A 14,782-nucleotide genomic window follows, 5' to 3' on the forward strand; every position below is an offset into this window, starting at 1 on the left:
CGCTGCCCTGCCCGTAGTGAGCAGTCGCACCCCGTATGGGCAGTCACACGGTGACGACCTCGAGGGCATGTGTGAGATCGGCGATGAGGTCATCGGCGTCCTCGAGACCGACCGACAAGCGGACCATGGAGCCGGTGATGCCGCGTCGCAGCCGCTCCTGCGGTGAAAGATCGTAGTGGGTGGTGGTCACCGGTTGCGTGACCAAACTTTCGACTCCGCCGAGACTCGGTGCAAGAGTGAACAACTGAAGACGATCGACCACCTGCACTGTCGTCTCGGTGTCCGCGGCGATCTCGATCGTCACGATCCCGCCGAAACCCGTCATCTGCTTCGCCGCGAGCATGTGCCCGGAGAAACTCGGCAGGCCCGGGTACAACACCCGCGCGACCCGGGGATCGGCCTCCATCGCTTCTGCGACCGCCTGTGCATTGGCGTTGTGTTGTCTGACGCGGACGATGAGGGTGCGCAGGCTACGCGACAGCAACGCGGCGGCCTCGGGTGCGATGCAAGACCCGAAGCTCTTGCGCCAGGGCTTCAACGGGTCGATGAGCGCGGCAGCCCCGAGCACGAGTCCGGCCGTGACATCGGAGTGGCCACCGAGGTACTTGGTGGCCGAGTACGAGACGAGATCGGCGCCGAACTCGAGAGGATTCTGATTGACGGGTGACGCAAACGTGTTGTCGACCGCCACGAGAGCACCGTGACTGTGTGCGAGGTCGGCGATCGCCGCGATGTCGTAGATCCCGAGCGCGGGATTGGTGGGCGTTTCGAAGAACACCAGCTTCGCTCCGCCACGGAGGGCATCGTCCAGGCGGTGGAGTTCGTCGCCGAGGAGGAATGTGGTGGTGATGCCGAGCAAGGAAAGCTGCGCGGTGAGCAGTTCCATCGTGCCGCCGTAAGCGTCGCCGACACACACGATGCCGTCGCGTCCGTACTGAGTGAACAAGGCTGTTTCAGCGGCCATACCCGAACAGAACGCCAAAGCGCCCTCCGCACCCTCGATCGACGTCATGGTTTCCTCTAGCGCAAAAATCGTCGGGTTCAGACCGTAGCGCGTGTAGAGCGGCCCCTCGGTGTGCCCGTCGGCGACTTCGAGCAGCGCCGCGGTGTTCTCGAACGAGAACGTCGTCGTGTTGTAGACCGGCAGGTGCGGTGCACCGTAGGCATCGGTGAGGCCGGTGCCGTGGATCGCCCGGGTGGATCGACCTGCTGATGCATGCTTCACGTCTGAACTCCGTTCACGAGGTGCGTTCGAGTGGACCCGACGCAGTATCCCGTTCACGAACGTCGGGCCCGTCGCCGACTGCCGCAACTTGGGCGGTCGAGCCGTTCCGTGGCCGGGGCAGCAGTCCGCCGGATGGTCACCCGGCCGATTCCCTGACGGGCCGCGCTGTGTGTCGTAGCGTCGAGGTGACGCCGTTCGGCACGGTGATCGACACGACGAGCCCAGCCCGCTCGAACGCACGCCTGCGTGTAAGCACTGCAGCCCCTGGAGGCAGTAATGAGTCACGACAGCTTCGGAACCCGCGACACCCTGACCGTCGACGGCATCGACTACCGGATCCATCGCATCGACAGGGTCCCCGGGTCGGATCGCCTTCCCTACAGTCTCAAGATCCTTCTCGAGAACCTCCTGCGCACCGAGGACGGCCGTCTGGTCACGCGCGAACAGATCGAGGCCGTGGCCGGCTGGGACCCCGCGTCCAAGCACAACCGCGAAATCCAGTTCTCACCTGCCCGTGTGCTCATGCAGGATTTCACCGGTGTGCCGTGTGTCGTGGACCTCGTCGCGATGCGCGACGCAATGACGACCCGCGGCGGCGACGCCACACGAATCAATCCACTGATTCCCACGGAACTGGTCATCGACCACTCGGTGATCGCCGATGTCTTCGGAACCGAAGACGCATTCCGCATCAATACCGACCTCGAATTCTCCCGTAACCGCGAACGCTACGAACTGTTGCGGTGGGCGCAGAGTGCGTTCGACGACTTCAAGGTCGTACCTCCCGGTACCGGCATCTGCCATCAGGTCAACCTCGAGCACCTCGGTCGGGTCGTCTTCACCCGTGAGACCGAGGACGGAGAGACGCTGGCCTACCCTGACTCGCTGGTCGGAACCGATTCGCACACTCCGATGATCAACGGTATCGGTGTCGTCGGGTGGGGTGTCGGCGGAATCGAAGCCGAGGCCGCGATGCTCGGTCAGCCCGCCTCGATGCTGATCCCGCAGGTCGTGGGATTCAAGCTCAGCGGAGAACTGAGGGAGGGCACCACCGCCACCGACCTGGTTCTCACAGTCGCCGAAATGCTGCGCAAAACCGGCGTGGTGGGCAAATTCGTCGAGTTCTTCGGACCCGGCGTGGCGAATGTGCCGCTTGCGAATCGGGCCACGATCGGCAACATGAGTCCCGAATACGGTTCGACCATCTCCATCTTCCCGATCGACGACGTCACGCTCGACTACATGCGGCTGACCGGACGTGCCGAGGAGCAAGTGCGTCTCGTCGAGGCCTACGCCAAAGCACAGGGGCTGTGGCACGACCCGTCCCGCGAACCGGCATACAGTCAGGTCGTAGAGCTGGACCTGTCGACGGTGCGCCCGTCGATCGCCGGTCCCAAACGACCGCAGGACCGCATTCCGGCGGCTCTCGCACCGCAGGCGGTCGGGGCGCTGCTCGCCGGCGCCGATGTGCCCGGCGTCGTCGCGCAGGTGCAGGAGGTGGGTCTCGACGAGGGCTCGATCGAGTCGTTTCCCGCGAGCGATCCCGTCGCGATCTTCGGTAAGGACACCAGCGCACCACCGCGTGACCCCCTGCCCGACGACTTCACCGCGGCAGATCCGCCGTCGAACAAGGTGCCCGTGCACATCGGCGACGGCCCCGAATTCGAACTCGACCACGGCCACGTTGTGATCGCTGCGATCACCTCGTGCACCAACACGTCGAACCCGTCGGTGATGATCGGTGCCGGACTGCTCGCCAAGAATGCGGTGGACAAGGGCCTGCGCAGCAAACCGTGGGTGAAGACCAGCCTCGCGCCCGGATCGAGGATCGTCACCGACTACTACGAACGAGCGGGACTCACACCGTATCTCGATAAGCTCGGCTTCAACCTCGTGGGTTACGGATGCACCACGTGTATCGGCAACTCAGGTCCCTTACTCGATGAAATCGCCTCCGCGGTCGACGAACACGACCTCAACGTGTCGGCGGTGTTGTCGGGAAACCGCAATTTCGAAGGCCGGATCCATCCGCAGACGAAGATGAACTTCCTCGCCTCGCCGCCATTGGTCATCACGTATGCCCTCGCGGGGTCGATGCTCGTCGACATCTTCGAGGACGAACTCGGTACCGATGCCGACGGCAACCCCGTGTTTCTGCGCGACATCTGGCCGTCCACGGAGGAGATTCAGGCCGTCATCGACGAGTGCGTGCGCTCGGAGATGTTCGAGTCGGGCTACGCCGATGTCTATCACGGTGACGACACGTGGCGAAACCTCGATGTCCCGACCGGTGAAGTGTTCGAGTGGAAGGACGACTCGACGTACGTGCGGCGCCCACCGTACTTCGACGGGATGACAGCGGAGCCGGAGCCGCTACGCGACATCGCGGGCGCACGGGTCCTGGCACTTCTCGGTGACTCGGTCACCACCGACCACATCTCGCCGGCCGGTGCGATCCGTCGCGACAGTCCCGCGGGACGTTATCTGCAGGAGCACGGCGTCGATTTCGCAGACTTCAACTCGTATGGGTCGCGGCGCGGTAATCACGAGGTGATGATCCGCGGTACCTTCGCGAACATCCGGTTGCGGAACGGGCTCGTCCCTGATGTCGAAGGAGGAGTCACCCGCTACCTTCCCACCGGCGAACAGATGGATATCTACGACGCCGCGCAGAAGTACGCGGACGACGGCACTCCGCTGGTCGTGCTGGCCGGCGCCGAATACGGTTCGGGCTCGTCGCGTGACTGGGCGGCCAAAGGCACACTGCTGCTGGGGGTGCGCGCGGTGATTGCGCAGTCGTACGAACGAATCCACCGGTCCAATCTCATCGGAATGGGGGTGCTGCCATTGCAATTCCCTGAGGGCACCTCGGCCGAAAGTCTCGGCCTGACAGGGGAGGAAGAATTCGAGATCACCGGACTGGCCGATGCAGACGCGATACCGGAGACCGTACATGTGCGCGCAGGGGACATCGAGTTCGATGCAATGGTGCGTATCGATACCCCAGCAGAGGCAGAGTACTTCCGGCACGGCGGAATTCTGCAGTATGTGCTCCGTCAGCTGGCGGCATAGCGCATCCGCCGCCGTCGGCGGACATCCCGTCGCATGAGCAGGGGTGTGTCCGCGACGTGGTTGTGGGAGGTCAATCTCCGAAGTGCATGTCGGTGATCGTGTCCGCGACCCGTTGGGTGTCCGTGTCCGTCCATCCGTCCGGCGCTGTGACCGCTGCCCACCCGTAGGGGATGAGATCCTCGTAGTTGTGCCCGTGCCCGACCGGGGGTGAAGTGCCGACCATGATGTCGGCCGCCACCTGCCAGAACGTGACGATCGGATACCAGCGCATCGACGGCACCCGATCTGCGCCCGGTGGCTCGGCGAGCCAATCGGGTCGCTCGATCAGTAACTCGGGACCCCACCACACCACCGGGTCCGATGCGTGTTGCAGGTACAGCACGCGCGGATCGTGCCACGGCCCGTGGAATGACTCCAGATTCTCCGGGCTCGCAGCGAAGCGCACCTCGAGCCCGTCGTTGTTCGTGGGCAGTACCTGCGGAGAGCCGGGGTCACGGTTGGCGACGAGACCTCGCCACAGCGAGTTCGAATTGGGCGGACCCACGAACAGTGCGCCGTCGATGTCATTGCGCAGATCGGCGAGGTCGTCGAACGCCGCCTCTGCGGACTGCGATCCGAGACTCTCGCCGTACACCACCAGCTTCGGGCGTCGCCCTTCCGGAAGCTGCGCCCATCGCTCGTACACACCGTGGATAAGTGCGTCACCCGCCGCTTTCGCGGCCGAACCGTCGACGAGGAACGAAATCCAGCTCGGCAGGAACGAATACTGGATCGCCGCGATCGCCGAATCACCGTTGTAGATCATTTCGATCGAATCCGCCGCGACGGGGTTGACCCACCCGGTTCCGGTCGTCCCCGACACCACGAGGATCTCGCGCTCCCACGCCTCGGTCCGGTCCAGTTCGTCGAGAATCAACTGCACCTGCGATGCGGTGGAGGTGTCGGCCGAAAGCCCGGCGTACACCCGGATCGGTTCACTGGCGGGAGTGCCGTTGACTTCGGTCAATTCGTCGGCCCTCAGGCCGCCGTCGGCAAACGTGCGACCCTGCCTGCCGAGGCTGTCCCACGACGATGCGGACGCAGAACTGCCGGACCGCTGCGGTTCCCGTGGTTGTGCGACACCCGGGTCGGTGCTGTTGTTGTCGGACGCGAACACGAATCGTGCGGCGGTCGACGTGCTCGCGAGGATCACCTGGTCGACGAAGACCACTGCCGAGGCTGCGAGCACCGCCGGTGCGATCACGTGCGCCGCCGGAACCGGGATATGCAGCTGTGCGCTGAGGAATCGCGCGAAACGGCGGGCGATGCGTCGGAGGCCGCGCCCGAGCAGCAGGAGGAGAGCGAAGATGGTGGCACTGACCAGTCCGGTGCGCAAGTACGCGAACGACGTGGTGTCCTCGACACCCATGAGCGCTCGGATATCGTTCTGCCAGTTGGCCGCAACCAGAAGAGATCCGGTCACTGTGACCAGCGCAAGAACAGCGACGACGATCTGCGCAATGATGCGGGCGGTGCGTCGTCTGCGCCACCATGTCAGGTGCGGCGCGATCCAGCGGCGCGCCGGATAGGCGAGCAGAACACCGATTCCGTATCCCGTGACGCTCGTGATTCCGCTGATGAGGCCTTGGTACAGCCACTCCCGGGCAATCAACGACGGACTCAGACTCCACGCGAAGAAGAACACCGCGACCACGAGGCCGACGAAATCCAGCCCGAACACCGAGAAATACGGCCGCCGTTCGACGGTCGGGGAGCCGGCGTGAGCCGATGCGGTCGTCATCCGCCGACGGTATCCCGGCGCGGGCAGATAGTGTCGGAACCATGACACGACGAGTGAGCGTATGGGGCGGCGGATTCTGGCTAAGCCGGAAAACCAGGGAAGCCGCTCTCGACGCGGCGCGGGAACTCGATGAACTCGGCTACGCGAGATTATGGACATCCGGCGGCTTCGGCGACGGTGTTCCCCCGATCTACGGAGAGGTGCTCGCTGCGACACCGAGGCTCGGTGTCGCGAGCGGAATCGTCAGCATCTGGCACGCGGATCCTGAGGACGCCGCGACGACGGTCGATCGATTCGAACGCGAACATCCCGGACGTTTCCTGCTCGGTCTCGGCGCTAGTCACGGCCCCGTCGTCAACGCGACCGAAGCCGGCCGCTACACGAAACCCTACAGTCGCATGGTCGAATATCTGGACGCGTTGGACCGAGCGGACACCCCGGTTCCAGCAGACCGTCTCGTACTGGCAGCGCTCGGCCCTCGCATGCTGACGTTGTCGGCCGAGCGCACCGCAGGCGCACACCCCTATTTCACTCCCGCCGAACACACAGCTCAGGCCCGGGAGATCCTCGGTGACGGCCCGCTCCTCGCACCCGAAGTTGCTGTAGTGCTCGATGAGGACGAAGACACCGCCCGAGGAATCGCGCAAGAGTACATGCGGGGTTACCTGTCGCTTCCGAACTACTCCGGCAACCTCCTGCGACTCGGGTTCACCGAGGAGGACGTGGCGGGGGCAGGCAGCGACCGGTTGCGCGAGGCGCTGATTCCGTCGGGCAGCATCGAACGCGTCGTCGCCGGGATCGAACGGCACTACGAGGCCGGTGCCGACGAAGTACCTGTTCAGGTACTGACTGCAGATCCGACGTCGTTCCCCACGCAGGCCTACCGGGACCTCGCCGCGGCGCTCATCGGCTGATCGGCAATGGACTGGCGGAAGACTCTCGGAATCCCCGCTGCCGCGGTGGCCGCGGTGGCGTCGTACGACCTGCTGCAGCGAAAACACTCGCTGCTGCGCAACTTTCCTGTAATCGGGCATGCCCGCTACTTCATCGAGGCCATCGGCCCCGAACTGAGGCAGTACATCGTTGCCGGAAACGACGAGGAACGCCCGTTCACCCGGGACCAGCGCCGGTGGATCTATGCATCGGCGAAGCAGGAGAACAACACCTTCGGTTTCGGCACCGACAACGACATCGAGCGCACCGACGGATACACCGTCATCAAACACCGCACCTTCTCCCAGGTTCCGCCGTCCGCCGCACCGCACAGTGACGAGGACGTGGCGATTCCCTCCGCGAAGGTCCTGGGCGGACCACGCGGTCGTGCGAAGGCGTTCCGCCCCGGTTCGGTGGTCAACATCTCGGCGATGAGCTTCGGCTCGTTGTCGGCGGCTGCGGTGGTCGCGATGAACAAGGGCGCGGCGGCCGCGGGGTGCCTCCACAACACGGGTGAAGGAGGCCTGTCGCCGTATCACCACAACGGCGCAGATCTTGTCTTCCAGATCGGCACCGCCTACTTCGGATGTCGCGACGCCGAAGGGCGATTCGACCTGGACAGGCTTGTTGCGCTCACCGAGTCGGCGCCGGTCAAGGCGCTCGAGATCAAGCTGAGTCAGGGCGCGAAACCCGGGCTCGGGGGCCTGCTGCCCGGAGCAAAGGTCACGGCGGAGATCGCCGGGATCCGCGGCGTACCGGTGGGGCGCGATGTCGTGAGTCCGTCGAGGCACACCGCGTTCCACGATGTCGATACCATGCTCGATTTCGTCGAACTCCTCGCCGAGAGAACCGGGCTGCCCGTGGGAATCAAGGCTGCAGTCGGCGATCCGAGATTCTGGCAGGTCCTCATCGACCGGATGCGCAGCGGCGACCGCGGAGTCGACTTCGTGACGATCGACGGAGGGGAAGGTGGTACGGGCGCTGCGCCGCTGGTATTCGCGGACACCGTCTCCCTCCCGTTCCGCAGTGGCTTCGCCCGTGTCTATCGGCAGTTTGCAGACGCAGGCCTTGCCGAGCGGGTCACCTTCATCGGGTCGGGGAAACTCGGTCTCCCCGACAACGCCGTCGCGGCCATGGCTCTCGGATGCGACATGCTCAACGTCGCGCGCGAACCGATGTTCGCAGTCGGCTGTATCCAGGCCCAGAAGTGTCATACCGACACCTGTCCGACCGGCGTTGCATCGCAGAAGCCCTGGCTGCAACGCGGATTGGACGTTCCGTCGAAAGCGGACCGGGTGGAGCAGTATCTGCGTGCATTACGTCGCGACCTGCTGAAGGTGTCGCAGGCGTGTGGCGTGCCGCACCCGAGCCTGATCACCTCCGACGATGTCGAGATCGCCGACGGCAACCGACGCTCTGTGACACTGACCGAGCTGTACGGCTACCGGGAAGGATGGGGCCTACCGGGTCCTACCGATCAGGAGGAGATCACTCGCATCATGACGGCGACTGCGCTCGGCGACACCGGATCCACCGGAACTGCGACTCGGTACTGATGGTGGCTGTCCCGCGCTTTCAGCGCAGCCGAAGTGGGCAGCAGCGTGAGGGTGCGGGGGGCGGATGACGACTTCGACCGCGAGGGCGGTGCTCCCGACCGCTGATAGTGGTGGTCTGTATCACATTATCGCCGTACCCTGGATCCATGAAGCACATCACCACTGGTCCACGCGATTTGACGGTCGATGTGGGGGACACCATCGAACTGCACCTGCCGGAGAACACCTCCCGCGACTACTGCTGGTCCACGACCCGAATCGGGAAAGGGCTCAACCTACGCGACATCAGGTTCGTTCCCTCGAACAATCCGCTGCCCGGAGCCACGAGTGAACGGGTGTTCTACCTCCGCGCGAAGCGGCCGGGCACGTGGCCGCTGTCGTTGCGGATGCGCAGGCACATGGACCTGTCTGCGGCACTCGCCGACATGACCGTCACGGTGACCTGAGGCTTCGCAGAATGGGGATCGACGCGTACGCGCTCCTCGACGTCGCACGCGCAGAGGCCGAGGTGGGGCTTTCCGAAGGCGGCATACCGATCGGAGCCGCGCTGTTCGACTCCGAGGGCACACTGCTCGGTCGGGGGCGCAACAGACGCGTCCAAGATGGCGATCCGACGATCCACGCAGAGACCGCGGCGTTTCGCGCGGCCGGTCGCCGTCGCGACTACAGGTCGACAATCATGGTCACGACGCTCTCGCCGTGCTGGTATTGCAGTGGTCTGGTGCGTCAGTTCGGCATCGGGTCCGTCATCGTCGGGGAGGCGGTCACGTTCTGCGGCGGCCACGGGTGGCTCGTCGACTGCGGAGTCTCGGTCACGGTGCTGGACGACCCCCGCTGCGTGGCGATGATGACCCGCTTCATCGACAACTCACCAGAACTGTGGGATGAAGATATCGGCATCGCACCGTCGTCCGATCCCCTAACCTGAACAGGAGCTACGGGTGGGGGGAATGTGTCGTCGGCGAGTCGAATTCGTAAGTCGACCTGGGTCGGTATCGGGGCACTGGTGTCGATCTCCTGTGCGTCGCCGGGCGAGCACCTGGACCGCCTGCCGGCCGACCAACTTGTGTTCAGCGTCGGCGCCGGTGGCCACGGATGGCTCCCGTTCGTGGTCCAGGCGCTTCACTCTCCGGTGATCTCGGTTTACGGCGATGGCCGGGTGGTCTACACCGAACGAACCGAACCTCTCATGATGGCCCCACCTGAATACCTGGTGGCTCAGGCAGATCCGGACGATGTGGCCCGGTTCGCGGCGGATATCGAGGATCTGTACCTCATCGATCTGGGCACCGATGTCGGAAGTCCCGGAGTGACCGATCAGGCGACGACCACCGTCGCCTTTCATGGATACGGTGACGCCTCGGAATTGCGTGTCTACGCATTCGGTACCCGGTTCGAGCAGGATCTGTCACCGGCCGCACTCGAGAATCGCGCAGCATTGCGAGACGTGATTTCGGAGGCCTGGGACTTGGCCCAGGGTGAGGCCGAACCTTTCGTGCCCGAAACCGTGCACGTCCATGAACCGCAGGCGGGGGCCGCTCCGGACGGCGTTGTTCCGTCGTGGCCGGGCCCTCACCCCGCCACGTTCAGGACGGACGATCCGGGATTACCCGGAGTGATCACCGGGGACGCCGCCGGTCTCGTCTACACCGCGGCGCGTGAGAATCCGGATTCGTGGTGGAGGGTCGACGACGAGGTGGTACGGCTCATCGTCGATCCCGTCCCGTGAGTGGCAGCAGGGGCGTGGTGTGCGACTCGCCCGGGTGCAGATCCAGCGCTCATCGCAACGCGGGCGGAGCGTCCAGATCGGACGCGGAGTAGGTGTCGCACGCTGCGATCCGGCCCGTGTTGTATCCCGCGATGAACCACTTCTGGCGCTGCTCGGACGAGCCGTGGGTCCACGCTTCCGGGTTGACACGGCCCGTTGCAGCGGACTGGATACGGTCGTCGCCGACCGCAGAGGCGGCCGAGAGCGCATCCCGGATATCGGTGTCGTTCAGCGGCGCCAGGAACGGAATACCTGTGTCCGGGTCGGGGAGGGTGTCCGCGTAGTGCGCCCACACCCCGGCATAGCAATCGGCCTGGAGTTCGGTGCGCACCGCGCCCGACTCCGGTCCGCGGGGATCCGTCTGTGCGCGACCGAGGTCTCCCAGCTGATTTTGCAGGTGATGGCCTACTTCGTGCGCAACCACGTATTCCTGGGCGAGGGGCCCGCCGCTCGACCCGAACTGGGTCACGAGCTGCTCGAAGAAGCTGGTGTCGAAATACGCCGTCCGATCCGCGGGGCAGTAGAACGGGCCGATGTCGCTGGTGGCGTTGCCGCATCCGGTCGAAGTCGCCGCGGTGAACAATTCGACTTCGGGCATCTGGTATGCAATGCCTGTCTGAGCGGCGAGTTGCTGCTCCCACACGGTATCGAGGGATTCGACAGTGAAGGCGACGCGGCAGTCGACGCTCGAGTTCGCGTCGCCGCCGGTTTCGCATCCCTCGAGGGTTCCCCCGGCGCTGTACGGGTCGGGTTGGTCCGCGACACCCGATCCGAGCAGTGACGTCGGGTCGCCGCCGAACAGCAGCGCCAGGATCAGCACGATGAGGCCACCCGCGCCGCCCCCCAGCGCGATCTTGCCACCGCGGCCGCCTCCACCGACACGAACCCGGTTCGGATCGCGTCGTGCGCCCTCGTTGAACGTCATTGCATCCGCCTTGTCGTCGAGCCACTCGAGCCGCACAAGTCTGGCACGGCCGTTTCGGCACGTGTGTGCTCGGCCGGTTCGTGTCTTTCGTAGGATTGCAGCGACGAACCCCGTCGATGATCGTTTCGAAAGGAATTCCGTGCTGCGCACCCATCTCGCCGGCTCGTTGCGAGCCGAGCACGCCGAGCAAACCGTCACCCTCACCGGTTGGGTTGCCCGGCGCCGCGACCACGGCGGGGTCATCTTCATCGACCTGCGCGACGCCTCCGGTGTGTCCCAGGTGGTTTTCCGTGACGCAAAGGTGCTCGAGCAGGCGCACAAGCTGCGCGCCGAATACTGCGTGAAGGTGACCGGAGTCGTCGAGATCCGGCCCGAAGGAAACCAGAACTTCGAGATCCCGACGGGTGCGGTGGAGGTCAATGCCGTCGAACTCGAGGTGCTGGGTGAGGCGGCGCCGCTGCCGTTCCAGCTCGACGACCAGGCCGGTGAAGAGGCCCGACTCAAGTACCGTTACCTGGACCTGCGCAGGGAGGGGCCCGGCAAGGCCATTCGCCTCCGGAGCAAGGTCAACGCTGCAGCTCGCTCGGTGCTTGCCCATCACGAGTTCGTCGAGGTCGAGACCCCGACGCTGACTCGCTCGACGCCCGAGGGTGCCCGCGACTTCCTGGTGCCTGCGCGTCTGCAGCCCGGCAACTTCTACGCGCTGCCGCAGTCGCCGCAGCTGTTCAAGCAGTTGCTCATGGCAGGTGGCATCGAGCGGTACTACCAGATCGCGCGTTGCTATCGAGACGAGGACTTCCGCGCCGACCGGCAGCCGGAGTTCACCCAGCTCGATATCGAGATGGCGTTCGTGAACCAGGACGACGTGATCCTGCTTGCCGAAGAGGTGCTGCACGCGTTGTGGCGTCTGGTCGGATACGAGCTCGCGACCCCGATCCCGCGCATGACCTACGCCGACGCCATGCGACGTTTCGGCAGCGACAAGCCGGACCTGCGCTTCGGCATCGAACTCGTCGAGTGCAAAGAGTTCTTCAAGGACACTACTTTCCGCGTATTCCAGGCGGAGTACGTCGGTGCGGTCGTCATGCCGGGCGGTGCTTCGCAGCCGCGTCGTCAGCTGGACGCATGGCAGGAATGGGCCAAGCAGCGCGGCGCCAAGGGCCTTGCGTACGTGCTCGTGGGCGAGGACGGCGAGCTCACCGGCCCCGTCGCGAAGAACCTCACCGACGCCGAGCGGGCCGGGTTGGCCGCGCATGTGGGTGCCGTCCCCGGCGACTGCATCTTCTTTGCCGCCGGTGCGACCAAGCCGATGCGCGCCCTGCTGGGTGCGGCGCGCGGCGAGATCGCCCGCAAGCTCGACCTCATCGACCCGAAGGCGTGGGCCTTCGTGTGGGTGGTCGACGCTCCCATGTTCGAGCCGGCAGCCGATGCGACCGCATCGGGTGACGTCGCTCTCGGTTCGTCTGCCTGGACGGCAGTACACCACGCCTTCACCTCACCGAAGCCGGAGTTCCTCGACACGTTCGACACCGATCCGGGTACGGCGTTGGCCTACGCCTACGACATCGTTTGCAACGGCAACGAGATCGGTGGCGGCTCGATTCGTATCCACCGGCCCGACATCCAGGAACGCGTGTTCAAGGTGATGGGAATTCCTGAGGAGGAAGCGAACGAGAAGTTCGGCTTCCTGCTCGAGGCGTTCAAATACGGTGCGCCGCCGCACGGAGGTATCGCCTTCGGCTGGGACCGGATCACCGCGCTGCTTGCCGGTGTGGACTCGATCCGCGAGGTCATCGCGTTCCCCAAGTCGGGTGGGGGAGTCGACCCGCTCACCGACGCACCCGGCCCGATCAGCGCCGAGCAGCGCAAGGAATCCGGTATGGACTTCAAGCCCGACGACGTGAAGGACACCGCAGCGGTCACCGCGCAGTAGAGACACCGCGGCGGCCACGGGGCAGAGGGTTCGCCGACTGCCGGAAGAGGGACAGCCGCGGAAACCCTGCCCACATCGACGGGGCGCGTTCATCCAGGTGAGCTCGCCCCGTTCGTCGGTCCTGCACTCTGGATTTCGGACGGTACGGAAGAGCTTCATATGCCGAATCGATAGCCGTGGTAGTTCTCATTCACGAAAATACCTCCTCGATTCGCGCTTCCGAGAAGAACTTTCGAAGCGGTCATAAGGCTTGGGTGCGGATTGTCCGTTTCGGTGAAACGCGTCGATGATCAGGCGCAACCCGGACCGTGGAGTAGTGCGGCGTCGCTGGTTCGGTCGAAATGGACCTTGGTCCCGAGTCGGTGGGGGATTCCGCACGCCCTGTCGGAGGCCGCGACGATGTAGATTGTTCGGTGATGACCGCAACATTGGCAGACCCCGTTTCGGAGGTAGTGCAAGCGGCGGAGACGCTGCTCACTCGTCGCACCGGCGCCCCGGTTACGCTCGCGGATCCTGTGGATCTCGGCGGCAGCGGCCGCTCGGTGGTTCTTCGCGTACGAGTCGCTGCCAACCCCTTCTCTCTGCCCCGCACCCTCGTCCTGAAGCAGGTGCCGCCGACTCGCGGCGCCGGCCACGTCGACCTCCGGGGTGCCACGACGGACGAGGAGGTTGCCTTCCTCCGCGAAGCTGTGTCGTACCAGTTCGCGACCGCGCTCGCCAAGGACCATCGACCTGGAGCGGAACTCCTCGCCTACGATTTCGAGACCCGGCTGCTGGTGCTCAGCGACCTCGGCGATGCCACCCCGCTGGCGACGCTGCTGCGCAGTGGCGACACCGATACCGTCGGAAATACGCTCATGGCGCTCGCGCAGGCTCTCGGTCGCATGCATGCCGCGACCGTCGGCCGTGAGGAAGATTTCTCGGCGTTGCTCCGCAGAGCCGGGGTCGTATCCGTCGGCGATGCGGTGGCCGAACAGGCCATCGACGCGGTCCGGGGCGTGCCCGAACTACTCGCCACGGACTTCGGGCTCACCGTTCCCCAGTCGGTACTCGACCGCGCGGAGCGCGCTGCGAAGCTGTTCACCGGGGGACGGTTCCGTGCGTTCAGTCCGTCGGATCTGTGCCCCGACAACATCGTCGTCGGCGACGACGGGGTGCAGTTTCTCGATTACGAATGGGGCGGGTTCCGCGACGCGACGCTCGACATCGCGTATGCGCTCACCTCGTTCCCATTGTGCCTGTGTGCAGCGCCCCTGACCTCCGAGCGGGTGCGGGCCATGGCGGATGCCTGGCGCGCCGAGGTGGTGGGCATGTGGCCGCAACTTGCCTACGACGAAGTTCTCGCCGAGCGTCTCCTCGACGCCCAGCTCGCCTGCGTCTGGTTGAGCACCCACCTGTTCCTGCCCGAGGAGCACGCCCGCATCGCGTCGGTGCGCACCCACCAACTGTCGGTGGCGCGGCTTCGCGCGTTGAGTTCGAGGTGGTCGTTGCTCGCGGACTTCGCAAGCGATACCGGCCACGACGATGTTGCGGCGCACGCGCGCGAGGTTCTCGAGAACCTGGGGCACGTGGAGCCCTGACGTCGTCGGT

At 65.2% G+C, this 14,782-nt stretch carries 11 protein-coding genes; 8 read left to right on the forward strand and 3 right to left on the reverse strand.

What is annotated here, in order from left to right; all coding sequences use genetic code 11:
• Positions 1-43 precede the first annotated feature (43 nt).
• A complete protein-coding gene (locus tag ACTDXD_RS23165) occupies positions 44-1,225 on the reverse strand; it encodes a trans-sulfuration enzyme family protein (protein WP_440124528.1) in 1,182 nt (393 codons plus the stop codon).
• Between the two features lie 276 nt (positions 1,226-1,501).
• On the opposite strand from ACTDXD_RS23165, the gene ACTDXD_RS23170 reads away from it, so the two are divergent.
• A complete protein-coding gene (locus tag ACTDXD_RS23170) occupies positions 1,502-4,297 on the forward strand; it encodes an aconitate hydratase (protein WP_440124529.1) in 2,796 nt (931 codons plus the stop codon).
• A gap of 70 nt (positions 4,298-4,367) precedes the next feature.
• Here ACTDXD_RS23170 and ACTDXD_RS23175 read toward each other — a convergent pair whose 3' ends face one another.
• Positions 4,368-6,077: an alpha/beta hydrolase gene (locus tag ACTDXD_RS23175; RefSeq protein WP_440124530.1), complete on the reverse strand. Its 1,710-nt coding sequence runs from the start codon at positions 6,075-6,077 to the stop codon at positions 4,368-4,370.
• Between the two features lie 41 nt (positions 6,078-6,118).
• Here ACTDXD_RS23175 and ACTDXD_RS23180 point away from each other — a divergent pair, with 41 nt between their 5' ends.
• The 5 genes from ACTDXD_RS23180 (at position 6,119) to ACTDXD_RS23200 (ending at position 10,295) form a co-directional block, all read left to right on the forward strand.
• Positions 6,119-6,991 carry a TIGR03620 family F420-dependent LLM class oxidoreductase gene (locus ACTDXD_RS23180; RefSeq protein ID WP_440124531.1) on the forward strand — a complete coding sequence of 291 codons (873 nt, stop codon included), beginning with the start codon at positions 6,119-6,121 and terminating at the stop codon, positions 6,989-6,991.
• A gap of 6 nt (positions 6,992-6,997) precedes the next feature.
• The gene (locus tag ACTDXD_RS23185) at positions 6,998-8,566 is read left to right on the forward strand and encodes an FMN-binding glutamate synthase family protein (RefSeq protein WP_440124532.1); all 1,569 of its coding nucleotides are present in this window, start codon (positions 6,998-7,000) and stop codon (positions 8,564-8,566) included.
• A 146-nt stretch (positions 8,567-8,712) separates the two neighbouring features.
• Positions 8,713-9,012, forward strand: coding sequence for a protease inhibitor I42 family protein (locus ACTDXD_RS23190; RefSeq protein ID WP_169691000.1), 300 nt, complete (start codon positions 8,713-8,715; stop codon positions 9,010-9,012).
• 11 nt (positions 9,013-9,023) lie between these two features.
• Entirely contained in the window at positions 9,024-9,494 is a 471-nt protein-coding gene (locus ACTDXD_RS23195; protein WP_440124533.1) for a nucleoside deaminase, read from the forward strand.
• Positions 9,495-9,518: 24 nt separating this feature from the next.
• Positions 9,519-10,295: a hypothetical protein gene (locus ACTDXD_RS23200; RefSeq protein WP_440124534.1), complete on the forward strand. Its 777-nt coding sequence runs from the start codon at positions 9,519-9,521 to the stop codon at positions 10,293-10,295.
• Between the two features lie 49 nt (positions 10,296-10,344).
• On the opposite strand, the gene ypfJ is transcribed toward ACTDXD_RS23200, so the two are convergent.
• On the reverse strand, positions 10,345-11,259 hold the full coding sequence (gene ypfJ, locus ACTDXD_RS23205; RefSeq protein ID WP_440124535.1) for a KPN_02809 family neutral zinc metallopeptidase: 915 nt from the start codon (positions 11,257-11,259) through the stop codon (positions 10,345-10,347).
• A gap of 139 nt (positions 11,260-11,398) precedes the next feature.
• Between ypfJ and aspS the strand changes: the two genes are divergently transcribed.
• Both aspS and ACTDXD_RS23215 read left to right on the forward strand, forming a co-directional pair.
• Positions 11,399-13,192: an aspartate--tRNA ligase gene (gene aspS, locus ACTDXD_RS23210; RefSeq protein ID WP_440124536.1), complete on the forward strand. Its 1,794-nt coding sequence runs from the start codon at positions 11,399-11,401 to the stop codon at positions 13,190-13,192.
• 416 nt (positions 13,193-13,608) lie between these two features.
• The gene (locus ACTDXD_RS23215; RefSeq protein ID WP_440124537.1) at positions 13,609-14,772 is read left to right on the forward strand and encodes a phosphotransferase family protein; all 1,164 of its coding nucleotides are present in this window, start codon (positions 13,609-13,611) and stop codon (positions 14,770-14,772) included.
• The last annotated feature ends 10 nt before the right edge of the window (positions 14,773-14,782 follow it).

This window comes from Rhodococcus sp. SJ-3 (assembly GCF_051918125.1).
Lineage (GTDB): Bacteria > Actinomycetota > Actinomycetes > Mycobacteriales > Mycobacteriaceae > Rhodococcus.

Excerpts from the sequence above, each read along its gene's own strand:
- ACTDXD_RS23180 (WP_440124531.1), top strand. The coding sequence starts at position 6,119 with ATGACACGACGAGTGAGCGTATGGGGCGGCGGATTCTGGCTAAGCCGG.
- ACTDXD_RS23170 (WP_440124529.1), top strand. The coding sequence starts at position 1,502 with ATGAGTCACGACAGCTTCGGAACCCGCGACACCCTGACCGTCGACGGC.
- ACTDXD_RS23185 (WP_440124532.1), top strand. The coding sequence starts at position 6,998 with ATGGACTGGCGGAAGACTCTCGGAATCCCCGCTGCCGCGGTGGCCGCG.
- ACTDXD_RS23195 (WP_440124533.1), top strand. The coding sequence starts at position 9,024 with ATGGGGATCGACGCGTACGCGCTCCTCGACGTCGCACGCGCAGAGGCC.
- ACTDXD_RS23190 (WP_169691000.1), top strand. The coding sequence starts at position 8,713 with ATGAAGCACATCACCACTGGTCCACGCGATTTGACGGTCGATGTGGGG.
- ACTDXD_RS23175 (WP_440124530.1), bottom strand. The coding sequence starts at position 6,077 with ATGACGACCGCATCGGCTCACGCCGGCTCCCCGACCGTCGAACGGCGG.
- ACTDXD_RS23215 (WP_440124537.1), top strand. The coding sequence starts at position 13,609 with ATGACCGCAACATTGGCAGACCCCGTTTCGGAGGTAGTGCAAGCGGCG.
- ypfJ (WP_440124535.1), bottom strand. The coding sequence starts at position 11,259 with ATGACGTTCAACGAGGGCGCACGACGCGATCCGAACCGGGTTCGTGTC.